The organism is Achromobacter veterisilvae, assembly GCF_900496975.1.
Lineage (GTDB): Bacteria > Pseudomonadota > Gammaproteobacteria > Burkholderiales > Burkholderiaceae_B > Achromobacter > Achromobacter veterisilvae.
Genome location: NZ_UFQC01000029.1, coordinates 1 through 24,999, shown reverse-complemented (window position 1 = coordinate 24,999; position 24,999 = coordinate 1). Strand labels below are relative to the sequence as shown.

Genomic DNA, 24,999 nt, shown 5'->3' with positions numbered 1-24,999 from the left:
ACGGATGTCCGCAAGGGCTCAAGAATCGCGCGCGCTTCCGTGTGCGGTTCCCGCCCGCTCAGCCCAGCGAATCGAGCGCCTCGTCGTTCTCTTCGCCCAGGAAACCGCCGCTCTGGTGCCGCCACAGCCGCGCGTAGATGCCGTTCTTCGCCAGCAATTCGGCATGGGTTCCCTGTTCGACGATGCGTCCCTGGTCCATGACGATGAGCCGGTCCATGGCGGCGATGGTGGAGAGGCGGTGGGCGATCGCGATGACGGTCTTGTCTTCCATCATTTCGTCGAGGCTGTCCTGGATGGCGACCTCCACTTCCGAGTCGAGCGCGCTGGTGGCCTCGTCCAGCAGCAGGATGGGGGCGTTCTTGAGCATGACGCGGGCAATGGCGATGCGCTGGCGCTGTCCGCCCGACAGCTTGACGCCGCGTTCGCCCACCAGGGTGTCGTAGCCGGTATGGCCTTGCGGGTCGCTGAGTTCGCGGATGAAGCCGTCCGCCTGGGCGTGCGCGGCGGCCTCGCGGATTTCCGCGTCGGTGGCGTCCGGGCGGCCGTAGGCGATGTTGTCGCGGATCGAACGGTGCAGCAAGGAGGTGTCCTGGGTGACCATGCCGATCGCGCCGCGCAGGCTGTCCTGCGCCACGCGCGAGATGTCCTGCCCGTCGATGCGTATCTGGCCGCTGTCCAGGTCGTAGAAGCGCAGCAGCAAATTGATCAGCGTGGACTTGCCGGCGCCGGAGCGGCCCACCAGGCCGATTTTCTCGCCGGGGCGCACCGTGAGGTCCAGGCCGTCGAGCACCTGGCGTTCGCCGTTGTAGTTGAAGCGGACGTCGCGGAATTCGACTTCGCCGCGGGTGATCTCCAGCGCGGGCGCGCCGGGCGCGTCCTGGACCTTGGCCGCGCGCGTCAGGGTGGCGATGCCGTCCTGCACCGTGCCGATGCTCTCGAACAGCGAAGCCATTTGCCACATGATCCAGTGCGACATGCCGTTGATGCGCAGGGCCATGGCCGTGACCGCGGCCACGGCGCCGGTGCCCACTTCGGCGGCCTCCCACAGCCACAGCGCATATCCGCCCGCCGCGAGGATAAGCGCCACCACCAGCGTCTGGTTGACGATCTCGAATTGGCTCACGAGGCGCATTTGGCGAAAGCCGGTTTCCTTGAAATCCTCCATCGCCGCGCGGGCGAAGTGGGCCTCGCGCCTGGTGTGCGAGAACAGCTTGACGGTGGTGATGTTGGTGTAGGCGTCGGTGATGCGCCCCGTCATGGACGAGCGGGCATGGGCCTGTTCCTGCCCGACCTTGCCCAGGCGCGGAACGAAATACAGCATGGCAAGCCCGAACAGCAGGATCCAGGCGATGAAGGGCAGCATCAGGCGCGGGTCGAAGCCGCCCGCCAGCGCGATGATGGTGATGAAGTACACCCCGATGCCGAGCACGATCTCGACGAAGGTCAGCAGGACTTCCCGCACGGCCAGCGCCGTCTGCATGACCTTGGTGGTGACGCGCCCGGCGAACTCGTCGGAAAAGAACGACAGGCTCTGCCTCAGCATGAGGCGATGGAAATCCCAGCGCAGGCGCAGCGGAAGGTTGATGGCCAGCACCTGGTGCTGCACCATGGTGCGCAGCGTGACCAGGACGATGCTCGCCAGCAGCACGATGGCGATGCCCCACAGCACGCCGCGCTCCTGCCCGGCGGCGTCCTGGCCGGCGCGCCAGGCCGTGAGCAGGTCCACTATCTGCCCAAGAAAGGAGAACAGCCAGGCTTCGTACACGGAAACGCAGGCGCTGAGTACCGCCAGCGCGGCGATATAGCGGCGCGCCCCGCGCGTGCAGGCCCACAGGAAGGAAGCCAGCCCCTTGGGCGGCAGCGGCGCTTCGTCCGGGGGGAAAGGGTCGAGAAGGCGTTCAAACGAACGGAGCAAGGTGGCCTCCGAAACGGCAAAAAGAAGGAAGAACCGCCGTCGTCGAACGGCAGGAAGGCGGCTGACGGTTGCCGCCAGCCTGGATAGTAAAGGCAGAGGCCGGAAAACGCCGCGAGCCGGTACGCCGGCATCGGAATTGCCTCCGAGGGAGCCCCGGCAAGGCCGACTTTTGTCGGAGATCATGCGCGGGCGCAAATCGCCGTCGCGGCGCCGCGTTGCGCGGGGTGTTCGCCCCATTGCGCGTGATACCATCTGCGGCGACCAAGGGATGCAAATGTACACAGGTGCCAACGCCAGGAGACGATGTGTCGCGCTAGCCGCGGCGCTTCTGTTCGTCTTTCAGGCCCTGATCGCATCCTCCGCCCTGGCCGCATCCGGCATGGCGCCGGGCAGGGCGGGCGCCACCACCATCATCTGCACGGCCAGCGGCCCGCGCGTCGTCACCCTGGACGTCCAGAGTCCCGCGCAGGACACTCAGCAGCACAGCGGCGCCTTGCCGCATTGCTGCGTGGCGGGCTGCGCCATGCTTGGCGGCGCGACGCTTCCGGAACTCTTCGTCCTTGCCTGGCTGCTGCCCGCGGCGGCGCCTGCCGTCGTGTCGCGGCCGGACATCGAGGTCCATTTCTCCAGCGCGGTGGCCCGGCTGCCGCAGAAATCGCGCGCGCCGCCCCTGCTGGGCTGATCCGCTCCCGACGTTATCGGCGCCTATCGCGCGCGGCCTGCGGCCGGGCACGGAATGACGCGCGTCTGCCCGCTTTCCGCCGTTCCCGGGCGGCGCCGGCGCCAGCCGATCACGCATTCTTCGCACTCGCTCTGGATTTCGGCCCCGCCTGCGCCGCAGGCCCCGGGGGCCGCTCGCGGGTGCCGGTCCAAGACTTCCCTATAGAACCCAGACATGCACAAGAAAGACGAATTCCTGCGGATGAGCTGCCTCGCGGCCGCGCTGACCGCCACGTTTCCCGCCTGGCCGCAAGCGGCGGACGCGAACGCCGTCGCCACCATGGATCCGGTGGTGATCACGGGCGTGGCGCCCAGCGCGCCGCTGACATTCACGACGGACCCGAAAATTCCCCGCCAACCCTTGCCGGCAAGCGACGGCACGGACTACCTCAAGACCATCCCCGGATTCTCCTCGATCCGCAACGGCGGGACCAACGGCGATCCGGTGCTGCGCGGGATGTTCGGCTCGCGCCTGAACCTCCTGACCAACGGCACCTCCATGCCCGGCGCCTGCCCCGCCCGCATGGACGCGCCCAGCTCCTACATTTCCCCCGAGAACTTCGACCAGCTCACGGTCATCAAGGGGCCGCAGACGGTGTTGTGGGGGCCCGGCGCATCGGCCGGCACGATCAAGTTCGATCGCGACACGCCCCGCTTCACCGAGGCGGGCGTCCGCTTCGACGGCAGCCTGCTGGGCGGTTCTTTCGGCCGCAACGATCAGGCGGCCGACCTGACCATCGGCAATGAAAAGGTGTACACCCGCATCACGGCCAACCACTCCCATTCCCAGGACTACAAAGACGGCGACGGCAATAAGGTGCCGTCGCGCTGGGACAAATGGAACGCGGACGTCACGCTGGGCTTCACCCCGGACGCCGATACCGTCTACGAACTGACGGCCGGCACCGGCGACGGCGAGGCGCGCTACGCGGGGCGCGGCATGGACGGCTCGCAGTTCAAGCGCGAGAGCTTCGGCCTGCGCTTCGAGAAGCGCAACATCGGGACGGTCTTGAACAAGGTCGAGGCGCAGATGTACTACAACTACGCCGACCACGTCATGGATAACTTCACGCTGCGCGCGCCCGACCCGATGAGCGCCATGCCCATGGGCATGGCTTCCGACGTCGACCGGGCCACCTGGGGAGGGCGCTTCGCCGGCACCTGGAACCTTTCCCCGGATGCCGATCTGGTGACCGGCCTGGACTTCCAGCAGAGCCGCCATCGGTCCCGCAGCGGCTCGGAGGCCGTTTCCTATCGCAGCCAGTCCTGGGTCAAGGACGCGGACTTTTCCAATACCGGGCTGTTCGGCGAGCTGACCTGGCGCGCCGCGCCCGGCAGCCGCGTCATCGGCGGCGCGCGCGTGGACTGGGCGTCCGCAAAGGACTTCCGCCAGGACGATGGGGGAATGATGATGCCCATGCCCAACCCGACGGCCGGCGAGCGCCGCAGCGACACGCTGCCCAGCGGCTTCCTGCGGTACGAGAGGGACCTGGAGGCCGTCCCCGCTACCGTCTACATCGGCCTGGGGCACGTAGAGCGCTTCCCGGACTACTGGGAGCTGTTTTCACCGGACCGCGGCCCGGCGGGTTCCGTCAATGCCTTCAAGGGCGTGAAACCCGAGAAGACGACCCAATTGGATTTCGGGGCGCAGTACAGGACGGAAACGCTGGACGCCTGGTTCTCGGGCTATGCGGGCTACGTCGACGACTTCATCCTGTTCAACTACACCTCGGGCGGCATGATGGGGGCCTCGTCCCGGGCCACCAATGTGGACGCCAGGATCGCCGGCGGCGAACTCGGGGCGTCGTACAAGGTCGCGCCGAGCTGGAAGCTCGGCGCCACGCTGGCCTACGCCTGGGGGCAGAACCGCAGCGACGGCAAGGCCCTGCCGCAGATGCCGCCGCTGGAAGCCAAGCTCAGCGTGGCCTACGACGACGGCACCTGGTCGGCCGGCGCCCTGTGGCGCATCGTGGCCGCGCAGAAGCGCTATGCGTTGAACGAAGGCAACGTCGTCGGCAAGGATTTCGGCCCCAGCGCGGGATTCGGCGTCTTTTCCCTCAACGGCGGCTATGCGGTCAACAAGCAGGTCCAGGTGTCGCTGGGCGTGGACAACCTGTTCAACAAGACCTACAGCGAGCACCTGAACCTGGCGGGCAACGCCGGCTTCGGCTACGCCGCCAATACGGCGGTGAACGAGCCGGGCCGCACGGTCTGGGCGCGGGTGAGTTTCAAGTACTGACGGGAAAAGAAAAAGCCGCCAGGCGTAATGCCAGGCGGCTTTTTTAGCGTCGGCAGCCAGCGCAGCGCTGCCATGAGACTTGCCAATTTGGTGGAGCCGGGGGGAATTGAACCCCCGTCCGCAAGCCCTCCGCAACCAGTTCTACATGCGTAGTCGATTTATTTGGATTTAACCCTGGACTTAGCCAACCGACAGGCCGGAACAGAGCGATTCACGTAATTTAAATTTGAACCGTGTGACCCCAGTTCAAACCGATTCCTTGTGAATGTCGCTGCTGCGGTTCGAGGGTTGCCCCCCTAGGAAGTTGCCTTCCTCCGCCTGACCCAAGGACAGATCAGTGCAGCGGCTCACCGCTTAAGCGGCGAGAGCGAAACGCTCGTCGTTGGCGTTTGTAGTGTTTCCAGTGGTTTAACGAGCGAACTGGTGCTCGGCATGCCCTGAGTTGTTTTGCGACCCACGTCGAATCCGGATCGGCCCCAAGAACTTCTATTGTACTGGTAAATGCCATAGCCTGCTGTGTTCCTGGCGCCCGCCTGCCGTGGCGTGGCGCCGGGGACACAGCAGGGGTCAGGCGGCGTTGGCGCAGGCCGCCTTGGACTGCGGGCGGGACCGCGACGCGGCCATCAGCAGGAAGGCCAGGCCCACGGAAACCGCGACGATGGCGGCGGCCGCCCAGCCCAGGGAAGCCAGGCCGTACTGGTCGATGACGTTCCCGCCGACCACCGCGCCCAGGCCGATGCCGATGTTGGCGCCCGAGATATTCAGGGACGCTGCGAACGCCGGCGCCTCCGGCGCGGACTTCATCAGGCGCACGTGGCAGACGATGAACAGCGCCGCCTGCGCGACGCCCCAGACGCCCAGGGCCACGGCCAGCAGTCCGTGCGACTGCATGACGGGGGCGACGAAGGCCAGTCCCGCCGCCATCAGCGAGGAAAACAGGGCGGTCGCGCCCAGCGGGCTGCGGTCCACCATGCGTCCGCCCAGCGTGTTGCCGATCAGGCCGACGGCACCGAACGCCATCATCGTCCAGCCGACGATCTGGCCGTTGAAGCCCGCCAGCCGTTCCAGCATGTCCGCCAGGTAGGTGTAGGCGGTGAACATGCCGGTGAAGACCAGCAGCGACAGCAGCACGTGGCCGACCACGATGGGATTGCGCAGGATGCGCAACTGCGTGACCAGCTTGACGCTGTCGGCCCGCAGGCGGGTGCTGGGAAAGGCGAACAGCAGCAGCAGGGCCTTGGCGAAGGCCACCGCCGACAGCACGGCGAAGGCGGCGCGCCAGCCGAAGGCGTCGGAAATCAGCACCCCGATGGGAATGCCGAACACGGTGGCGGCCACGATGCCGAACGCGACCGTGGAGATGGCGCGGCCGGCGCGGGCGGGCCCCACGAGTTCCACCGCCGTGGCGCTGGCCAGCGACCAGAACACGGGCAGGGCCAGGGCCGGAACGAAACGGGCGACGGCCATGACCCAGATGTTGGGCGCGGTGGCGGCCAACGCGTTGGACAGGCCGAACAGCACCAGCACGCCGATGAACAGCCGCTTGCGTTCGACGTTGGCCATGAGAGCGGTCAGGAGGGGGCCGGTCGCCGCCACCGTGAAGGCGAACAGCGATACCAGCAGGCCGGCCTGGGAGACGGTGACGTCCAGGTCGCGGGCCAGGCCCGGCAGCAATCCGACGATCAGGAACTCGGTGGTCAGGATGGTGAAGCCGGCGGCGGAAAGCAGCAGGATGGGCAATAGCATAGGCATTCCTCTGGCGCGGCGCTGGGCGGCGGCGCGCGGGCAGGCGTTATCGATGAATAAAAGGTCTGGTGTGCGCGGGGCCTGGGCGCCCGGCACTGCGCCTGGGCCGCGGGGCATAGGCGCGGAAGATCTGTGGCCGCGGGCGGCGTCGCCCGCGACCCCGGCCTGGGCCGGGAAGGCATCGGGGAAACCCCGAGTGCCGTGCATGGGTCACACTTTAGGTGACTTCGGTTTCAGGATAAAGGCGCCGATTCCGGAAAGATTATTCGGCCTGGCCAACTAATTCTTGTGGAAAGGCGCCGGAAACCGAGCGGGCCGCGCGGCGGCCCCTCCAGCCTAGCGCAGGTCGCGGGGCAGCAGCGGTTCGATGGCGGGCCAGAGTTCGGCCGGAGAGTTGGCGCAGGTTTCCGCTTCCCAGGTCGTGATGTTGTCGTCTTCGCCGACGTAGCCGTATGCGGCGGCGACGGCGGGCATGCCCGCCGCGTGCGCGGCCTGGATGTCGCGCAGGTCGTCGCCGACGTAGACGCAGCGGTCGACGGAGAAACCGGCTTCGCTCGCGGCGTGCTGCAGCGGCAGGGGGTGGGGCTTGGAATGCGCCGTCGTATCGCCGCAGACCAGCACGGCGCTGTCGCGCGTCAGGTCCAGGAACTCGACGATGGGCAGGGTCAGGTAGGTGACCTTGTTGGTCACGATGCCCCAGGACAGGCCGCGGCGCCCGATGTCGGCCAGGAGCGCCTCGATGCCGGGGAACAGCTTGCTGTGCACGGTGGAGCCGGCCGCGTAGTCCTCCAGGAACTGCAGGCGGGTGGGCTCGTAGTCGCGGTCGCCAGGCGCAAGGCCGAGCGCGACGCGCAGCAGGCCGCGGGCGCCCTGCGAGGCCACCGGGCGCAGCGCCTCGTACGCCATCGGTTCCAGGCCCTTGCGGGTGCGTTGGCGATTGGCCGCGGCGGCCAGGTCGGGGGCCGTATCGGCCAGCGTGCCGTCGAAGTCGAACAGGATCAGGGCGCTCATTTGCGGGTAGCCATCAGGTAGTTGACCGAGGTGTCGGACGACAGGGTGTAGATCTGGGTGATGGGGTTGTATTCCATGCCGCGCATGCTGGTGGGTTCCAGGCCGGCGCCGCGCGCCGCCGCGGACAGTTCGCTGGGCTTGATGAACTGTTCGTAGCTGTGGGTGCCGCGAGGCAGCAGCCGCAGGACGTATTCCGCGCCGACGATGGCGAACAGGAAGGACTTGGCGTTGCGGTTCAGAGTGGAAAAGAACACCCAGCCGCCCGGCTTGGTCAGGGCCGAGCAAGCGCGCACGATGGAGGCGGGATCCGGCACGTGTTCCAGCATTTCCATGCAGGTCACCACGTCGTAATGGCCCGGCCGTTCGGCCGCCAGTTCTTCGACGGGGACCTTGCGGTATTCCACTTTCACGCCGGACTCCAGGCCGTGCAGGCGCGCCACCTTCAGGGATTTGTCGGCCAGGTCGATGCCGGTCACTTCCGCGCCGCTGCGCGCCATGGCTTCCGACAGGATGCCGCCGCCGCAGCCCACGTCCAGCACGGCCTTGCCCGCCAGGTTGCCCGCGCATTCCTGGATCCATTCCAGGCGCAGCGGATTGATGGCGTGCAGGGGCTTGAACTCGCTTTCAGGGTCCCACCAGCGGCTGGCCAGGGCGCCGAACTTGTCCAGTTCGGCCTGGTCGGCGTTGACGGCGGGGCGGGCGGTGTCGTGAGTTTGCGTGGTCATGGGCGGTCCAGCGAAAAGCGGCTCTATATATAGAGGGGTCCGTCGCGCTAGGCGAGGAGGGGCACGCGGTTGCACCAAATGGGTGCGGCGGCGGCGAAAAAAAGGGCCTCGCTATGCGAGGCCCCTTTATTGTAGCTAGTCCGGCAATTACTTGCGGCTACCCACGATTTCGATTTCAACGCGACGGTTCTGGGCGCGGCCCTCTTTCGTCTTGTTGGAAGCGATCGGGTTCAGCTCGCCCTTGCCTTCCGTGTAGATACGGTTGGGGTCGATACCCTTGCTGACCAGGTAGCTCTTGACCGAAGCAGCACGGCGCTCGGACAGCTTCTGGTTGTAGGCTTCAGTGCCGATCGAGTCGGTGTGGCCAACAGCAATGATGGTTTCCAGATCGATGCCACGGGCTTGCTGGGCGACTTGATCCAGCAGTTGGCGGCCTTCGGGCTTCAGGGTCGACTTGTCGAAGTCGAAGAACGTGTCAGCGTTGAACACGACCTTTGCCGCCATCGGGGCCGGCTTCGCCTTCTGTTGTGCAACCGGAACGCCGTCGCAGCCGGGGATGCCGGTGGCCGGGGTCCAGAAAGCATCGCGCCAGCACAGTTCGTTCGTGCCGTTCTTCCAAACGTCACCGAACGGATTGCGCCAGTTGTCCACCGTGTCGGGATAGGTCTGGGCCGAGGCTACACCCGAGGCCGTGACAGCGGCGAAGGCGAGCGCCAGAGCGAATTTGGAGGGTTTGTTCATGTTTCTCCTCGTTGAGCTTGAAGCTGGATAAGTGACTCGCAGCGAACCCCCGCCGCATATCAGGAAAACGGGGCCAGTATAGCAACGCCAAGAGCTGGTTCAAAGGAATAGCTACTGGGTTTCCTGCGTGCTGGAAACAATCTTAAGGCATTTGGGGGGCTTTGGCTTCCCTGGACAGGCGCATTAACGCTGGATATGACGTTTTCGGCACTCCATCGGTTTTCCATGTTGGTTTTTGGCAACAGGCCCGTCGGGCGCTGGTGGAGGCGCCGACGGCCGCGTTCCGATGTCGCCCGGTCCGGCCCGCCGTGGCGGCTCTTCGGACGGCCCTTCTGACCGCTCCGTGAATCGAATGATAGAATTTCCTGTTTACCCGGCCCGGGTTCCTCCTTACACGATTCTGTCGTTATATATATGGATTCCTTTGCCAAGGAGACGCTTCCGGTATCGCTGGAAGAAGAGATGCGCCGCAGTTACCTCGATTACGCGATGAGCGTGATCGTCGGGCGGGCGCTACCGGATGTGCGGGACGGCCTCAAGCCCGTCCACCGGCGCGTGCTCTACGCGATGCACGAACTGAACAACGACTGGAACCGCGCCTACAAGAAATCGGCGCGTATCGTCGGGGACGTCATCGGTAAGTACCACCCCCACGGCGACCAGTCCGTCTACGACACCATCGTCCGCATGGCGCAGGATTTCTCCATGCGCTACATGCTGGTCGACGGCCAGGGCAACTTCGGCTCGATCGACGGCGACAACGCCGCGGCGATGCGCTACACCGAAATCCGCCTGGCCAAGATCGCCCACGAACTGCTGGCCGACATCGACCAGGAAACGGTGGACTTCGGCCCCAATTACGACGGCAGCGAACAGGAACCGCTGCTGTTGCCGTCGCGCCTGCCCAACCTGCTGGTCAACGGCAGCTCGGGCATCGCCGTGGGCATGGCCACCAACATTCCGCCCCACAACCTCCAGGAAGTCGTCGACGGCTGCCTGTACTGCCTGCGCAATCCGGCGTGCTCGGTCGATGAACTCATGGAGCTCATCCCGGCGCCCGATTTCCCGACCGGCGGCGTCATCTACGGCATGTCCGGGGTGCGCGAAGGCTACCGCACGGGCCGCGGCCGCGTCATCATGCGCGCCAAGACCCACTTCGAAGACATGGAGAAGGGCAACCGCCAGGCCATCGTGGTCGACGCGATCCCCTACCAGGTCAACAAGAAGACGCTGCAGGAACGCATCGCCGAACTCGTCAACGACAAGAAGATCGAAGGCATCTCCGACATCCGCGACGAGTCCGACAAGGACGGCATGCGCCTGGTCATCGAGCTCAAGCGCGGCGAGGTGCCCGAGGTCGTCCTCAACAATCTGTACAAGAACACCCAGCTTCAGGACACCTTCGGGATGAACCTGGTGGCGCTGGTCGACGGCCAGCCCCGCCTGCTCAACCTGAAGCAGATGATCGACTACTTCCTGCAGCACCGCCGGGAAGTGGTCACGCGCCGCACGGTGTTCCAGTTGCGCAAGGCCCGCGAACGCGGCCACGTGCTGGAAGGCCTGGCCGTGGCGCTGGCCAACATCGACGACTTCATCGCCATCATCAAGGCGGCGCCGACCCCCCCGGTCGCCCGCCAGGAACTGATGGCGAAGTCGTGGGATTCGTCCCTGGTCCGCGAGATGCTGTCGCGCGCCGACGGCGATACGCCGGGAGGCCGCGCGGCCTTCCGCCCGGACGACCTGGGCGCCGAATTCGGCCTCCAGGGCGACGGCATGTACCGCCTGAGCGACACGCAGGCCCAGGAAATCCTGAACATGCGCCTGCAGCGCCTGACCGGGCTGGAGCAGGACAAGATCGTCGGCGAATACAAGGACATCATGTCCACCATCGCCGACCTGCTGGACATCCTGGCGCGCCCCGAGCGCATCACCACGATCATCAGCGAAGAGCTGCAGGCCATCAAGGCCGAATTCTCGACCAGCGCGAAGGACACGCGCCGCTCGGAAATCGAGCTGAACGCGACCGAGCTCGACACCGAAGACCTGATCACGCCGACCGACATGGTCGTGACCCTGTCGCACGGCGGCTACATCAAGAGCCAGCCGCTGTCCGAGTACCGCTCGCAGAAGCGCGGCGGGCGCGGCAAGCAGGCCACGGCAATGAAGGAAAACGACTGGATCGACCAGTTGTTCATCGCCAATACGCACGACTTCCTGCTGTGCTTCTCCAACCGCGGCCGCGTGTACTGGCTGAAGGTCTGGGAAGTGCCGCAGGGCACGCGCAATTCGCGCGGCAAGCCCATCGTGAACATGTTCCCGCTGGCCGACGGCGAGAAGATCACCGTGGTGCTGCCGGTCAAGGAATTCAGCGAAGACCACTACGTGTTCATGGCGACTTCGCGCGGCACGGTCAAGAAGACCCCGCTGTCCGACTTCTCCAATCCGCGCAAGGCCGGCATCATCGCCGTGGATCTCGACGACGGCGACTACCTGATCGGCGCCGACCTGACCGACGGCAAGCACGACGTCATGCTGTTCTCCGACTCCGGCAAGGCTGTGCGCTTCGACGAGAACGACGTGCGTCCGATGGGCCGCAACGCCCGCGGCGTGCGCGGCATGATGCTGGAAGAAACCCAGACCGTGATCGCGCTGCTGGTCGCCGGCGACGAAACGCAAAGCGTGCTGACCGCCACCGAAAACGGCTACGGCAAGCGCACGCCGATCACCGAGTACACGCGCCATGGCCGCGGCACCAAGGGCATGATCGCCATCCAGACCAGCTCGCGCAACGGCAAGGTGGTGGGGGCGGTGCTGGTCATGCCTTCGGACGAGATCATGCTGATCACCACCGGCGGCGTCCTGGTGCGCACCCGCGTCTCTGAAATCCGTGAAATGGGCCGCGCGACGCAGGGCGTCACGCTCATCAACGTCGACGACGGCAGCACGCTGTCGGGCGTGCGCCGGGTCGTGGAAAGCGACGCGGACGATGACGGCGACCTGGACGAAGACGGCCAGGACGCGGACGGCGGCGACGGCGCGGCGGATACGACGGATTCGACGGAACCTACGGAGCAATAATGGCCCGCCCCTGGAACTTCTCGGCAGGCCCCTCGGCCTTGCCCGAGGTGGTGCTGCAGCAAGCCGCTGCGGAAATGCTGGACTGGCACGGCAGCGGCATGTCCGTGATGGAAATGAGCCATCGCGGCAAGCACTTCGTGCAGATCTGCGATGAAGCGGAAGCGGATCTCCGCGACCTGCTGGGACTGCCGGCCGACTACGCCGTCATGTTCATGCAGGGCGGGGGTTCCGGGGAGAACGCCATCGTTCCCATGAACCTCATGGGGCGCCGCGGCGCGCCGGCGGCCGACTTCGTCGTGACGGGCCATTGGTCCAAGCGTTCATACAAGGAAGCCGGGCGCTACGGCAGCGCGCAGGTCGCGGCAAGCAGCGAGCAGGCCATCCAGTTGGACGGCCGCGAGCAGGCGCCGCTGACCTGGGTGCCGCCGGTCGACACCTGGCAGGTGCGCAAGGAATCCGCCTATCTGCACCTGTGCAGCAACGAAACCATCGGCGGCGTCGAATTCATGGACTGGCCGGACACCGCCGCCCTGGGCGCGCCCGACGTGCCGCTGGTCGTCGACGCGTCCTCGCACTTCCTGTCGCGTCCCATGGACGTGGCGCGCTGCGGCCTGCTGTACGCCGGCGCGCAGAAGAACGCCGGCCCGGCGGGCGTGACGGTCGTCATCGCGCGCCGCGACCTGATCGGCAACGCCTTGCCGATCTGCCCGTCCGCCTTCGACTACGCCAACGTGGCCGCCGAGCACTCGCGCTACAACACGCCGCCCACGTTCGCGATCTACGTTGCCGGCCTGGTGTTCAAGTGGGTCAAGGCCAACGGCGGCGTGGCGGGCATGGAAGCCGCCAACAAGGCCAAGGCCGACCTGCTGTACGGTTACCTGGACAGCTCCTCGTTCTACCGCAATCCCATCCACGCGCCCGTGCGCTCGCGCATGAACGTGCCGTTCGTGCTGCACGACGATTCGCTCAACGACGCCTTCCTGCAGGGCGCGGACGCCGCCGGCCTGACGCAGTTGAAGGGCCACAAGAGCGTGGGCGGCATGCGCGCCTCCATCTACAACGCCGTGCCCCTGGCGGGGGTGGCGGCGCTGGTCGAGTACCTGAAGGAATTCGAGCGTCGCTATGGCTGATGATCTGCAGCGCAAGCTGCTCCCCTTGCGTCAACGCATCGACGCGCTGGACGCGCAGATCCTCGAACTGCTGACGCAGCGCGCGCGCGCCGCGCTGGAAGTGGGCGAGGTCAAGCATGCCGCGCACGCCGACGGCCCGGTGCTGCGCCCCGAGCGCGAAGCCGAGGTCATCCGCCGCCTGCAGCAGACCAACCCCGGCCCGTTCCCGAACGCGGGCGTGGCGGCGGTCTGGACCGAGATCATCTCGGCCTGCCGCGGCCTGGAGCGCGGCATGACGGTCGCCTTCCTGGGGCCGCAGGGCTCGTTCTCGGAACAGGCGGCGATGGAGCATTTCGGCCACGCCGTGCAGAAGCTCCCGTGCGCGTCCTTCGACGAGGTCTTCCGGGCCGTCGAGGCCGGCCAGGCCGACGTGGGCATGGTGCCGGTGGAGAACTCCACCGAGGGCGCCGTCAACCGCAGCCTGGACCTGCTGCTGAACACCCCGCTGAAGATCCTGGGCGAACGCTCGCTCGTCATCCGCCATTGCCTGATGTCGCAGTCCGGCAGCATGGACGGCATCAAGACCATTTCCGCGCACCCGCAGGCGCTGGCCCAGTGCCAGGGCTGGCTGACGCGCAACTATCCCGACGTGGCCCGCGTGGCCGCGTCCAGCAATTCCGAGGCCGCGCGCGCGGCGGCGTCCGACCCCGGCATTGCGGCCATCGCGGGCGAGGTGGCCGCGCCCGCCTGGAACCTGCAGGTCGTCGCCACGGGCATCCAGGACGACCCCCACAACCGCACGCGCTTCCTGGCCATCGGCAGCATCGAGCCGCTGGCCAGCGGGCAGGACAAGACCAGCCTGATCCTGGCGGTGCCGAACCGCGCGGGCGCCGTCTACGAAATGCTGGCCCCGCTGGCGGCCAACGGCGTGTCGATGACGCGCTTCGAGTCCCGGCCCGCCCGCACCGGCCAGTGGGAATACTATTTCTACGTCGATGTGCTGGGCCACCGCAATGACCCGAACGTCGACCGCGCGCTTGCCGCCTTGCAGGCGCAGGTCGCCTACCTGAAAGTGCTGGGTTCCTACCCGGCGTCGTGAGCCCCTCCAACATGACCACCGCATCCAAGCCCCTCGTCGCTCCCGCGCACGTCAGCGCCATCGCGCCTTACCAGGCAGGCAAGCCCATCGAAGAACTGGCCCGCGAGTTCGGGCTGGATCCGGCCGGCATCGTCAAGCTGGCGTCCAACGAAAACCCGCTGGGCATGCCCAAGTCGGCGCGCGAGGCCATGCTGGCCGCCGCCGAGTCGCTGGCGCGCTACCCCGATCCCAACGGCTTCGACCTGAAGGCCGCGCTGGCCGAGCGCTACGGCGTGCCGATGAACTGGATCACGCTGGGCAACGGCTCCAACGACATCCTGGAAATCGCCGCGCTGGCGCTGCTGGAGCCCGGCGCCTCGGCCGTCTACGCACAGCACTCGTTCGCCGTGTACCGCCTGGCCACCCAGGCGCGCGGCGCGCGCCACATCGTGGTGCCGGCCAAAGACTACGGCCACGACCTGGACGCGATGTTCGACGCCATCGCCGACGACACGCGCCTGGTGTTCATCGCCAACCCCAACAACCCGACCGGCACTTTCGTGCCGGGCGACAGCGTCGCCGCGTTCCTGGAACGCGTGCACGCCGCCCACGGCGACCGCGTCACGGTGGTGCTGGACGAGGCCTATAACGAATACCTCGATCCCGAGTTCCGCTTCGACAGCACCGCGCTGGCGCGCCGCTATCCGAACCTGATCGTGTCGCGCACCTTCTCCAAGGCCTACGGCCTGGCCGGCCTGCGCGTGGGCTTCGCGGTGGCGCAGCCCGCCCTGACCGACCTGCTGAACCGCGTGCGCCAGCCGTTCAACGTCAACACGCTGGCGCAGGCCGCCGCCGTGGCCGCGCTGGGCGACGCCGCCTACCTGGAAGAGGCCTATGCCTCGAACAAGTCGGGCAAGGCGCAGCTCTGCGCCGCGTTCGACGCGCTCAAGCTGCGCTACGTGCCCAGCTATGGCAACTTCGTGCTGGTCCACGTGGGCGATGCGCCGCGCATCAACCTGGAACTGCTCAAGCGCGGCGTGATCGTGCGCCCGGTTGCCGGCGACGGCCTGCCCGAGTGGCTGCGCGTGTCCATCGGGCTGCCGGAAGAGAACCGGCGTTTCATCGACGCCCTGACCGCCATTCTGTCGTAATGAACGGCTCGCCACTGTCTTCCGATCAGGGGGCCGCTGGCCCCCTGATTCCTGTATTGGCCGTCGTCGGCGTGGGCCTGATCGGCGGATCCTTCGCCGCCGCGCTGCGCCGGGCCGGGCAGGCGGGCAGGGTGCTGGGGGCGGGGCGCAATGCGCAGTCCCTGGCGCGCGCGCTCGAACTGGGCCTGATCGACGAGGCCGTGTCCCTGGAAGAGGCGGCCGCGCGCGCCGACCTGATCCTGCTGGCGACGCCGGTGGGCGGGCTGGTGAACGTCCTGTCGCGCATGCTTCCGCACCTGGGCGCCGGCACCGTGCTGACCGACGCCGGCAGCACCAAGGCCGAAGTGGTCGCCGCGGCGCGCGCCGCCCTGGGCGGCCGGATCGCGCAATTCGTGCCCGGCCATCCCATCGCGGGCGCCGAACGCACGGGGCCTGAAGCGGCCGACGCCGATCTCTACCGCAAGCGCACCGTCGTCCTGACCCCCCTGCCCGAAAACGGGGAGGCCGCCCTGGACCTGGCGCGCCGCGCCTGGCTGGCGTGCGGCGCCGAGGTGATCGACATGGACGCCGATGCCCACGACCGGGTGCTCGCATCGGTCAGCCACCTGCCGCACCTGCTGTCGGCGGCCTACATGGAACAGGTGGCCACGGCCGCCGACGCCGCCACCCGCCTGGACCTGGCCGGCAGCGGTTTTCGCGACTTCACGCGCATCGCGGCGGGTTCGCCGGAGATGTGGCGGGATATTTTTCTGTCCAACCGCGACGCGATGCTGGCCGAGCTTGCCGACGTCCGCGCGGTGCTGGACCGTGCCGAACGCGCCATCGCCGATGGCGACGGCGCGGCTTTGCTGACGCTGCTGGAGACGGCGGCCCGCGCGCGCCGCAACTGGCGCAAGGAGTAGCTGACATGGGCGCTTTGCCTTATCTCGATCTGCCGCGGGTGCGGCAAGCGCGGGGCGTGATGGCCCTGCCCGGCTCCAAGAGCATTTCCAACCGCGTGCTGCTGCTGGCCGCGATCGCCGAGGGCGCCACGGTCATCACCGGCCTGCTGGATTCGGACGATACGCGCGTGATGCTGGCCGCCTTGCGCCAACTGGGCGTGCAGGTGTCCGAGCTGGAGGCGGGCCGCGTCACGGTGCAGGGCGTGCGCCGCTTCCCGGTGGAAAGCGCGGACCTGTTCATGGGCAACGCCGGCACCGCCATCCGGCCGCTGACCGCCGCCCTGGCGCTGATGGGCGGCGACTATCGCCTGTCGGGCGTGCCGCGCATGCACGAGCGTCCCATCGGCGACCTGGTCGACGCGCTGAACGCCCTGGGCGCGCGCATCGATTACCTGGGCCAGCCGGGCTATCCGCCCCTGCATATCGGCCGCGGCGCCATCGCCGAGGACGCGGTGACGCGGGTGCAGGGATCCGTGTCCAGCCAGTTCCTGACGGCCTTGCTGCTGGCCGCGCCGCTGCAGGCGCGCGGCAGCGGCAAGCCGGTGACGATCGAGGTCGCGGGCGAACTCATTTCCAAACCGTACATCGAGATCACGCTGAACCTGATGGCGCGCTTCGGCGTGCAGGTGCGCCGCGACGGCTGGAGCCGCTTCGTCATCGACGGCGGGGCGGCCTACCGCAGTCCGGGGCAGATCGCGGTCGAGGGCGACGCGTCCACGGCGTCCTACTTCCTTGCGCTGGGCGCGATCGGTGGCGGTCCGCTGCGCGTGACCGGCGTGGGCGCCGACAGCATCCAGGGCGACGTCGCCTTCGCCGGCACGCTGGCCGACATGGGCGCCGCGGTCAGCTACGGCCCCGACTGGATCGAGGTGTCGGGCGCGCGCGTCGCCCAGGGCGAGCGCCTGAAGGCCTTCGACACGGATTTCAACCTGATTCCCGACGCCGCCATGACCGCGGCCGCTCTAGCCCTGTTTGCCGACGGGCCGTGCCGCCTGCGCAACATCGGAAGCTGGCGCGTCAAGGAAACCGACCGCATCCACGCCATGCAGACCGAGCTAGAGAAGCTGGGCGCGCGGGTGGAATCGGGGCCGGATTGGCTGCGGGTGACCCCCCCGGCCCAGGACGGCTGGCGCGACGCGCACATCGGCACCTGGGACGACCATCGCATGGCGATGTGCTTCTCGCTGGCGGCTTTCGGCCCGTCGGCGGTCCGTATTCTCGATCCGGGTTGCGTCAGCAAGACGTTCCCGGGTTACTTTGATGTCTACGCGGGCCTGGTTGCCTAGCGGATGTGCCCATGACTTCGAATTCCTCCGAAATCTCTCCCGCCGTCCCGGTCATCGCGATCGACGGCCCCACCGCGTCCGGCAAGGGCACCGTGGCCCACCGCGTCGCCAAGGCGCTGGGCTGGGCGGTGCTCGACAGCGGCGCGCTCTATCGCCTGACCGCGCTGGCGGCCCTGGACCGCGGCCTGTCCGCCAGCGACGAGCCCGGCGTGGCGCGCGTGGCCGAAACGCTGGACGTGCGCTTCGACGGCCCCCACGTCTACCTGGAGGGCAGGGAGGTCGGCCACGATATCCGCCGCGAGGAAGTCGGCAATTTCGCGTCCTGCGTGGCGGCGTTCCCGAGGGTGCGCCAGGCGCTGCTCGAGCGCCAGCGCGCCTTTCGCCTGCCTCCGGGCCTGGTGGCGGACGGGCGGGACATGGGCACGGTCGTGTTTCCGGACGCCCCCCTGAAGGTGTTCCTGGTCGCCGACGTGGTCGCGCGGGCGCAGCGGCGCTGTAAGCAGTTGATCGAAAAGGGAATTTCTGCTAATCTTGATGACCTTCTTCGGGATATGCGCGAGCGGGATGCTCGCGATATGGGGCGAACTACGGCGCCCTTGGCTCCCGCGGAAGATGCGCACGTGCTGGATTCGTCGGATCTGACGATTGCGGAAACGGTGCAGGCAATACTGGATTTCTGGAAGAACGCCAAAGCGGATTGATTGATCGGTCCGGGATTTCTTCACGAGTCCACCCGCGGGTTTTCTGTTTTTTTTATCGGCCCTGTTCAAGCTAGGCGCAACCCCCACGGGCCACCCCGCAAGGGCGAACCGGCAAACAGGCATTTTGACTCCACTGTGGCGGGCAATCCGCTGCGGTGTGTTTTTAACGGCCATTTCGGCCCAATGGATTTCAACCCCATGTCTTCCGTTTCCACTACCGCCACCGGCGGCGAAAGCTTCGCCGACCTTTTCGCACAAAGCCTCAAGAGCCAGGACATGAAGTCCGGCGAGGTCATCAGCGCCGAAGTCGTGCGCGTCGACCATAATTTCGTCGTCGTCAACGCCGGCCTGAAGTCCGAAGCGCTGATCCCCCTGGAAGAGTTCCTGAACGACCAGGGCGAGCTCGAAGTGCAACCCGGCGATTTCGTCTCGGTGGCCATCGATTCCCTGGAAAACGGCTACGGCGACACCATCCTGTCGCGTGACCGCGCCAAGCGCCTGTCGGCCTGGCTGCAACTGGAAAAGGCCCTGGAAAACGGCGAGCTGGTCACCGGCACCATCACCGGCAAGGTGAAGGGCGGCCTGACCGTCATGACCAACGGCATCCGCGCGTTCCTGCCGGGTTCGCTGGTGGATCTGCGTCCGGTCAAGGACACCACCCCGTACGAAGGCAAGACCCTCGAATTCAAGGTCATCAAGCTCGACCGCAAGCGCAACAACGTCGTGCTGTCGCGTCGCCAGGTGCTGGAAGCCAGCATGGGCGAAGAGCGCCAGAAGCTGCTCGAAACCCTGCACGAAGGCGCAGTGGTCAAGGGCGTGGTCAAGAACATCACCGACTACGGCGCGTTCGTGGACCTGGGCGGCATCGACGGCCTGCTGCACATCACCGACATGGCCTGGCGCCGTGTGCGTCACCCCTCCGAAGTCCTGCAAGTGGGTCAGGAAGTCGAAGCCAAGGTCCTCAAGTTCGACCAGGAAAAGAGCCGCGTCTCGCTGGGCGTCAAGCAACTGGGCGAAGATCCGTGGGTGGGCCTGGCTCGCCGCTACCCGCAAGGCACCCGCCTGTTCGGCAAGGTCACGAACCTGACCGACTACGGCGCGTTCGTTGAAGTCGAAGCCGGCATCGAAGGCCTGGTCCACGTGTCCGAAATGGACTGGACCAACAAGAACGTCGATCCGCGCAAGGTCGTGACCCTGGGCGAAGAAGTCGAAGTCATGGTCCTGGAAATCGACGAAGACCGCCGCCGTATCTCGCTGGGCATGAAGCAGTGCCGCCAGAACCCGTGGGAAGAGTTCGCCACCAACTTCAAGCGTGGCGACAAGGTCCGCGGCGCCATCAAGTCGATCACCGACTTCGGCGTGTTCGTCGGCCTGCCCGGCGGCATCGACGGCCTGGTCCACCTGTCCGACCTGTCGTGGACGGAAGCTGGCGAAGAAGCCGTGCGCAACTTCAAGAAGGGCGACGAGATCGAAGCCGTGGTTCTGGGCATCGATACCGACAAGGAACGCATCTCGCTGGGCATCAAGCAGTTGGAAGGCGACCCCTTCAACAACTTCGTGGCCACCTTCGACAAGGGCGCCGTCGTTCCGGGCACCATCAAGTCGGTCGAAGCCAAGGGCGCCGTCGTGACGCTGTCCGTGGACGTCGAAGGCTACCTGCGCGCTTCCGAGATCTCCTCGGGCCGCGTCGAAGATGCCACCACCGTCCTGACCGCCGGCGAGAACATCGAAGCCATGATCGTCAACATCGACCGCAAGACGCGTTCGATCCAACTGTCGATCAAGGCCCGCGACAACGCCGAGACCGCCGAAACGATCCAGCGCATGTCCGATGCCAGCGCTTCGTCCGGCACCACCAACCTCGGCGCGCTGCTGAAGGCCAAGCTGGACCAACAGCGCAACGACGGTTAATTCGTGACCAAGTCGGAGCTGATCGCCGCCTTGGCGGCCCGCTATCCTCAGTTGGCCGCCCGCGACACCGATTACGCGGTCAAGACCGTGCTCGATGCAATGACCCAGGCCCTGGCCTCGGGCCAGCGCATCGAGATCCGCGGTTTTGGCAGCTTCTCGTTGTCGCAGCGGTCTCCCCGCATCGGTCGCAATCCGAAATCCGGCGAACAAGTGCTGGTGCCTGGCAAACAGGTGCCGCACTTCAAGGCGGGCAAGGAATTGCGCGAGCGGGTGGACTTGGCCGGCGGCAATGACGAGGACGCTCAATCCTCTGGATCGAGTGAACCGATGCCGTCGATGGTGGGTCTGCACGCCATGCATTGACGGCACGGCTGGAAGGCTGCCTTCGGGCGGATCGGACCGCGAACCAAGCCCCTTGAGAAATCAAGGGGCTTTGTTTTTTTTGGCCTGGGCCGTTCCGGGGCAAAGCGTCCCCTCGGGGGCCTCGCCGCGGCCGGCTGCCCGGGGCGGGGTTTTTTCTCGCGGGAGGCGGGAGACGTCGCTTACAATTGAAAGTCTCGAATTCTTAGGAGCACGCGTCATGCGCTACCTAGTCTGGGCCCTGCGATTGCTCGTATTTGTCGCGGTATTGATGTTCGCCTTGAAGAACACCGATCCCGTCGCCGTGAAGTTCTACGCCGATTACGTCGTGCAGGACGTCCCCCTCATCGTCGTGATGCTGGTCGTTTTCGTGCTGGGCGCCTTGTTCGGTCTCTTGCTGACCGTGCCCGCCGCCATGCGCCGCCGCCGCGAGGCCGTGCGCCTGCGCCGCGAACTGGACCGCGTCCAGGCCGCGGTGAACGGCACCACGCCCGTCGTGCCGCCCGAGGCCGTCGCTCCGATGTCGCCGCTGTAATGCCGTTGCGCACCCCGCAGATCGCCTTTTCCGCACCGACTTACCGCAAGAGCCCGAACAGTGGATTTTGAACCTTGGTGGTTGATTTTCGTGCCGGTGCTGTTTGCGCTGGGCTGGCTGGCCGCGCGCTTCGACATCCGGCAAATGCTGCGGGAAACCCGCAGCCTGCCCGATTCCTATTTCCGGGGCTTGAACTTCCTGCTCAATGAAGAGCCGGACCGCGCCATCGACGCCTTCGTCGAAGTGGCCAAGCTGGACCCCGAGACCACCGAGCTGCACTTCGCGCTGGGAAGCCTCTTCCGCCGCCGCGGCGAGATGGAGCGCGCCATCCGCGTGCACCAGAGCCTGCTGAACCGGTCGGACCTGCCCTCCGCCGAGCGCGAGCACGCCCAGCATGAACTGGCGCAGGATTTCCTGAAGGCCGGCATGCTGGACCGCGCCGAAAACGGTTTCGAGCAGCTCAAGGACACCCGCTACGCGCTGCCGGCGCTGCGCTCGCTGATCCGCATCTTCGAATCGGAACACGACTGGCCGCGCGCCATCGAGGCCGTGAAGACGCTGCAAGGCCTGGTCGACGAACCGGTGCCGCAGATCGTGCACTATTACTGCGAGCAGGCGCAGTCCGCGCTGGGCGCCAAGCCGGCCGACATCGAGGCCGCCCACAAGGCGCTGGACGCCGCCGACCACGCCCTGTCGGCCACCCATGGCGCGTCGAGCCGCGGCGCCATGGTGCGCACCGCGATGCTGCGCGCCCGGCTGGCCCTGATCGAACAGGATCCGAAGCGCGAAAGGCTGTACCTGGAATCGGTCATGACCGACGCCCCGGAATACGCGGGCCTCGTGGCCGAACAGGTGCTGGCGAACTATCGCGGCGCCAACCAGGCGGAAGCCGGGCTGGAACTGCTGCAAAAGCAGTACGCGCGCCATGCTTCGCTGGACTTGTTCAACGTGCTGTTCCGCGAACTGCGCGTCCAGCAGGGGGCCGCGCTGGCGTGGGCCTTCGCCCGCACGGCCTTGCGCAGCCATCCGTCCCTGCTGGGCCTGGACCGCCTGCTGGAAGCCGAGCTGGCCAACTCCGAAGGCAGCACCGACCACGGCCCGGTGCCGGGCGCCGACCTGACGCTGCTGCGCAGCCTGATCCACAAGCATACGCAGCGGCTGGACCGCTACGCATGCCGCAGTTGCGGTTTTCAAGCGCGCCGCTTTTACTGGCAGTGTCCCGGCTGCAACGCCTGGGAAACCTACGCGCCGCGCCGTCTGGAAGAACTTGAATGAAATCTTTTCCCGCCGAAGCCATTTCGCATAGCCGCGTTCTCGTGGTGGGCGACGTGATGCTGGACCGGTATTGGTTCGGCGAGGTCGAACGCATTTCGCCGGAAGCGCCGGTTCCCGTGGTGCGCGTGGCGCGCCGCGAGGACCGCCTGGGCGGCGCGGCCAACGTCGCCCGCAACGTGGCGGCGCTGGGCGGGTACGTGACCCTGGTGGGCGTGCTGGGCGAGGACGAGGCGGGCGACAGCGTCCGCCGCCTGTCCGCCGACGCCGGCATCCAGGCCGACCTGATCGCCGACCCGTCCTTGCACACCACCCTGAAAATGCGCGTGCTGGGCAGGCAGCAGCAACTGCTGCGCGTGGACTTCGAGCAGCATCCGGCGCAGGCGTCGCTGGACAGCGTGGACGCCGCGCTGGCCCGCCACCTGGCCAACCACGACGTCGTGGTGCTGTCCGACTACGCCAAGGGCGTGCTGACCCGGGTCGAATCCCTCATCGTCCTGGCGCGCGCCGCGGGCATCCCGGTGCTGGTGGACCCCAAGGGCGACGACTACGCCCGCTATCGCGGCGCGACCCTGGTCACGCCCAACCGGGCGGAAATGCAGCAGGCCGTGGGCCGCTGGAATTCCGAGGCCGAACTGACCGACCGGGCGCAGCGCCTGCGCGCCGACCTCGACCTGGAGGCCTTGCTCGTGACGCGTTCCGAGCAGGGCATGACTTTGTTTACCGACGCGGGGCGCGACCACATCGATGCGCAGGCGCACGAAGTGTTCGACGTGTCCGGCGCGGGCGACACCGTGCTGGCCACGCTGGCGGTATCGCGCGCCATCGACCTGCCCTGGGCCGAAGCCATGGGCTGGGCCAACAAGGCCGGCGGCATCGCCGTGGGCAAGCTGGGCACGTCCGTCGTCACCGCCGCCGAACTGGCAGGAGAATCCTCATGATCGTCGTTACCGGAGCCGCGGGCTTCATAGGCAGCAACCTGGTGCGCGGGCTCAACCGCCGCCGCATCGAGGACATCATCGCGGTCGACGACCTGACCGAAGGCGACAAGTTCGTCAACCTGGTCGACTGCAAGATCGCCGACTACCTGGACAAGGACGATTTTCGCCGGCGCATCGCCGACGGCAGCATCGGCGACGTCCGCGCCGTGCTGCACCAGGGCGCATGCTCGGACACGACAGAGCGCAACGGCCGCTACATGCTCGACAACAACTACCGGGTCACGCTCGAACTCTTCGAATTCTGCCAGGCGCGCCGCATTCCCTTCCTGTACGCCTCGTCGGCCGCGGTCTACGGCGGCTCGTCGGTCTATGTGGAAGACCCCGCCAACGAAGGGCCGCTGAACGTCTACGGCTATTCCAAGCTGCTGTTCGACCAGGTCCTGCGCAGGCGTTTGGACAGCCTGACCGCCCAGGTGGTGGGCCTGCGCTATTTCAACGTCTACGGTCCGCACGAACAGCACAAAGGCCGCATGGCCTCGGTGGCGTTCCACAACATGAACCAGTTCCTGGAGCATGGGCACGTGCGCCTGTTCGCGGGCTGGGACGGCTATGTGGACGGCGGCCAGAGCCGCGACTTCATTTCGGTCGAGGACGTGGTCGCCGTGAACCTGCATTTCCTGGACCACCCCGAGCAGTCGGGCGTCTTCAACTGCGGCACGGGCCGGGCGCAGCCCTTCAACGACGTGGCCGCCAGCGTGGTGAACGCGCTGCGGGCCGAACGCGGCGAAGCCGAACTGACGCTGGCGCAACTGGTCGAGCAGGGCCTCATCCGCTACATCCCGTTCCCGGACGACCTGAAAGGCCGCTACCAGAGCTACACCCAGGCCGACGTCACGCGCCTGCGCGCGGCGGGTTTCCAGGCGCCGATGCGCGACGTGCGGACCGGCGTGTCCGAGTACGTGCGCTACTGGCGCGCCCGCAAGTAAGGCAGGCGCGCCGCCTGGCGGCTTGCCGAGGTGGATGTTTCCGTTCACCGCTTCGTCCAGAAGGCGGGGCGGCGGGCACGATGGAAGCGTGGCCCAACACTCGTTGCGCCCGGTCCTTCAGGAGACTTCCATGAACCCGTTTCTTCAACCCGCCGCGGCGCGGCCGTCCCCATTCGCCCAGTGGCGCAGCGCGCGCCGGCCGCGCCGGCTCCGCCTGGCCGGCGGCCCCGGCTCTCCGGCGAAGCCGCGCGCCTTGCGGCGGGCGCTGGGCATGCTGCTGGTGACGGCGGGCCTGGGCTTCGCGGCGCCGCCGGCGCATGCGGTGGACGTGAACCAGGCCAGCGCGCAGCAGTTGGAAGGCGTCCGGGGCATCGGCCCGCGCACCGCCGAGATCATCGTGCGGGAACGCGAGCGCGGCGGCAAGTTCGAGTCGCTGGACGACCTGGCCGAGCGCGTGCGCGGCATCGGCACGAAAAAGGCGCAAGCCTTGCAGGCCGCGGGCCTGCAGGTGGGCGGCGCGGCCGCGCCCGCGGGTGCAGCCGCCGCCCTGGCG

Annotated in this window: 21 protein-coding genes and 1 other RNA gene; 16 read left to right on the top strand and 6 right to left on the bottom strand. The window is 67.2% G+C overall.

Annotated features, from left to right (window positions below):
- Positions 1-58: 58 nt before the first annotated feature.
- The gene (locus tag AVE30378_RS22980) at positions 59-1,915 is read right to left on the bottom strand and encodes an ABC transporter ATP-binding protein (protein WP_129243764.1); all 1,857 of its coding nucleotides are present in this window, start codon (positions 1,913-1,915) and stop codon (positions 59-61) included.
- Between the two features lie 274 nt (positions 1,916-2,189).
- On the opposite strand from AVE30378_RS22980, the gene AVE30378_RS22975 reads away from it, so the two are divergent.
- Both AVE30378_RS22975 and AVE30378_RS22970 read left to right on the top strand, forming a co-directional pair.
- Positions 2,190-2,597 (top strand): DUF2946 family protein, encoded by a 408-nt coding sequence (locus AVE30378_RS22975; protein WP_129243761.1) that lies wholly within the window; start codon positions 2,190-2,192, stop codon positions 2,595-2,597.
- 213 nt (positions 2,598-2,810) lie between these two features.
- Positions 2,811-4,874, top strand: a complete 2,064-nt coding sequence (locus AVE30378_RS22970) for a TonB-dependent copper receptor (protein WP_129243758.1) — start codon at positions 2,811-2,813, stop codon at positions 4,872-4,874.
- A gap of 88 nt (positions 4,875-4,962) precedes the next feature.
- Here the strand turns inward: AVE30378_RS22970 and ssrA are convergent.
- From ssrA to ompA, 5 genes are all read right to left on the bottom strand, one after another.
- Positions 4,963-5,352, bottom strand: a transfer-messenger RNA (tmRNA) gene (ssrA, locus tag AVE30378_RS22965).
- 89 nt (positions 5,353-5,441) lie between these two features.
- Positions 5,442-6,620, bottom strand: coding sequence for an MFS transporter (locus AVE30378_RS22960; RefSeq protein ID WP_129243755.1), 1,179 nt, complete (start codon positions 6,618-6,620; stop codon positions 5,442-5,444).
- A gap of 336 nt (positions 6,621-6,956) precedes the next feature.
- Positions 6,957-7,631: an HAD-IA family hydrolase gene (locus AVE30378_RS22955; protein ID WP_129243751.1), complete on the bottom strand. Its 675-nt coding sequence runs from the start codon at positions 7,629-7,631 to the stop codon at positions 6,957-6,959.
- Positions 7,628-8,356, bottom strand: a complete 729-nt coding sequence (gene ubiG / locus AVE30378_RS22950) for a bifunctional 2-polyprenyl-6-hydroxyphenol methylase/3-demethylubiquinol 3-O-methyltransferase UbiG (protein WP_129243748.1) — start codon at positions 8,354-8,356, stop codon at positions 7,628-7,630. The genes AVE30378_RS22955 and ubiG overlap by 4 nt, the downstream gene beginning before the upstream one ends.
- A gap of 147 nt (positions 8,357-8,503) precedes the next feature.
- Positions 8,504-9,097 carry an outer membrane protein OmpA gene (gene ompA, locus AVE30378_RS22945; protein WP_129243745.1) on the bottom strand — a complete coding sequence of 198 codons (594 nt, stop codon included), beginning with the start codon at positions 9,095-9,097 and terminating at the stop codon, positions 8,504-8,506.
- A gap of 414 nt (positions 9,098-9,511) precedes the next feature.
- Here ompA and gyrA point away from each other — a divergent pair, with 414 nt between their 5' ends.
- From gyrA to AVE30378_RS22875, 14 genes are all read left to right on the top strand, one after another.
- Positions 9,512-12,175 carry a DNA gyrase subunit A gene (gyrA, locus tag AVE30378_RS22940; RefSeq protein WP_129243742.1) on the top strand — a complete coding sequence of 888 codons (2,664 nt, stop codon included), beginning with the start codon at positions 9,512-9,514 and terminating at the stop codon, positions 12,173-12,175.
- Positions 12,175-13,305 carry a 3-phosphoserine/phosphohydroxythreonine transaminase gene (gene serC / locus AVE30378_RS22935; protein WP_165360278.1) on the top strand — a complete coding sequence of 377 codons (1,131 nt, stop codon included), beginning with the start codon at positions 12,175-12,177 and terminating at the stop codon, positions 13,303-13,305. Before gyrA ends, serC begins: the two co-directional genes overlap by 1 nt.
- Positions 13,298-14,383, top strand: a complete 1,086-nt coding sequence (gene pheA / locus AVE30378_RS22930; RefSeq protein ID WP_129243736.1) for a prephenate dehydratase — start codon at positions 13,298-13,300, stop codon at positions 14,381-14,383. The genes serC and pheA overlap by 8 nt, the downstream gene beginning before the upstream one ends.
- A gap of 11 nt (positions 14,384-14,394) precedes the next feature.
- Complete coding sequence (gene hisC, locus AVE30378_RS22925) at positions 14,395-15,513, top strand: histidinol-phosphate transaminase (RefSeq protein ID WP_129243733.1); 1,119 nt, start codon at positions 14,395-14,397, stop codon at positions 15,511-15,513.
- The gene (locus AVE30378_RS22920) at positions 15,513-16,415 is read left to right on the top strand and encodes a prephenate dehydrogenase (protein WP_129243730.1); all 903 of its coding nucleotides are present in this window, start codon (positions 15,513-15,515) and stop codon (positions 16,413-16,415) included. Before hisC ends, AVE30378_RS22920 begins: the two co-directional genes overlap by 1 nt.
- A gap of 5 nt (positions 16,416-16,420) precedes the next feature.
- Positions 16,421-17,740: a 3-phosphoshikimate 1-carboxyvinyltransferase gene (gene aroA, locus AVE30378_RS22915; protein ID WP_129243728.1), complete on the top strand. Its 1,320-nt coding sequence runs from the start codon at positions 16,421-16,423 to the stop codon at positions 17,738-17,740.
- Positions 17,741-17,751: 11 nt separating this feature from the next.
- The gene (cmk, locus tag AVE30378_RS22910) at positions 17,752-18,441 is read left to right on the top strand and encodes a (d)CMP kinase (protein ID WP_129243725.1); all 690 of its coding nucleotides are present in this window, start codon (positions 17,752-17,754) and stop codon (positions 18,439-18,441) included.
- A 198-nt stretch (positions 18,442-18,639) separates the two neighbouring features.
- Positions 18,640-20,352, top strand: a complete 1,713-nt coding sequence (gene rpsA, locus AVE30378_RS22905) for a 30S ribosomal protein S1 (RefSeq protein ID WP_062682962.1) — start codon at positions 18,640-18,642, stop codon at positions 20,350-20,352.
- A gap of 3 nt (positions 20,353-20,355) precedes the next feature.
- Positions 20,356-20,715, top strand: coding sequence for an integration host factor subunit beta (locus tag AVE30378_RS22900; RefSeq protein ID WP_129243721.1), 360 nt, complete (start codon positions 20,356-20,358; stop codon positions 20,713-20,715).
- A gap of 217 nt (positions 20,716-20,932) precedes the next feature.
- The gene (locus tag AVE30378_RS22895) at positions 20,933-21,247 is read left to right on the top strand and encodes a LapA family protein (RefSeq protein WP_129243717.1); all 315 of its coding nucleotides are present in this window, start codon (positions 20,933-20,935) and stop codon (positions 21,245-21,247) included.
- Positions 21,248-21,307: 60 nt separating this feature from the next.
- The gene (gene lapB / locus AVE30378_RS22890; protein WP_129243713.1) at positions 21,308-22,522 is read left to right on the top strand and encodes a lipopolysaccharide assembly protein LapB; all 1,215 of its coding nucleotides are present in this window, start codon (positions 21,308-21,310) and stop codon (positions 22,520-22,522) included.
- Entirely contained in the window at positions 22,519-23,460 is a 942-nt protein-coding gene (gene rfaE1, locus AVE30378_RS22885; protein WP_129243710.1) for a D-glycero-beta-D-manno-heptose-7-phosphate kinase, read from the top strand. The genes lapB and rfaE1 overlap by 4 nt, the downstream gene beginning before the upstream one ends.
- Complete coding sequence (rfaD, locus tag AVE30378_RS22880; RefSeq protein ID WP_129243707.1) at positions 23,457-24,446, top strand: ADP-glyceromanno-heptose 6-epimerase; 990 nt, start codon at positions 23,457-23,459, stop codon at positions 24,444-24,446. Before rfaE1 ends, rfaD begins: the two co-directional genes overlap by 4 nt.
- A 130-nt stretch (positions 24,447-24,576) precedes the next feature.
- Positions 24,577-24,999, top strand: a 423-nt coding sequence (locus AVE30378_RS22875; RefSeq protein WP_165360277.1) for a ComEA family DNA-binding protein, incomplete at its 3' end; no start/stop codon positions are given.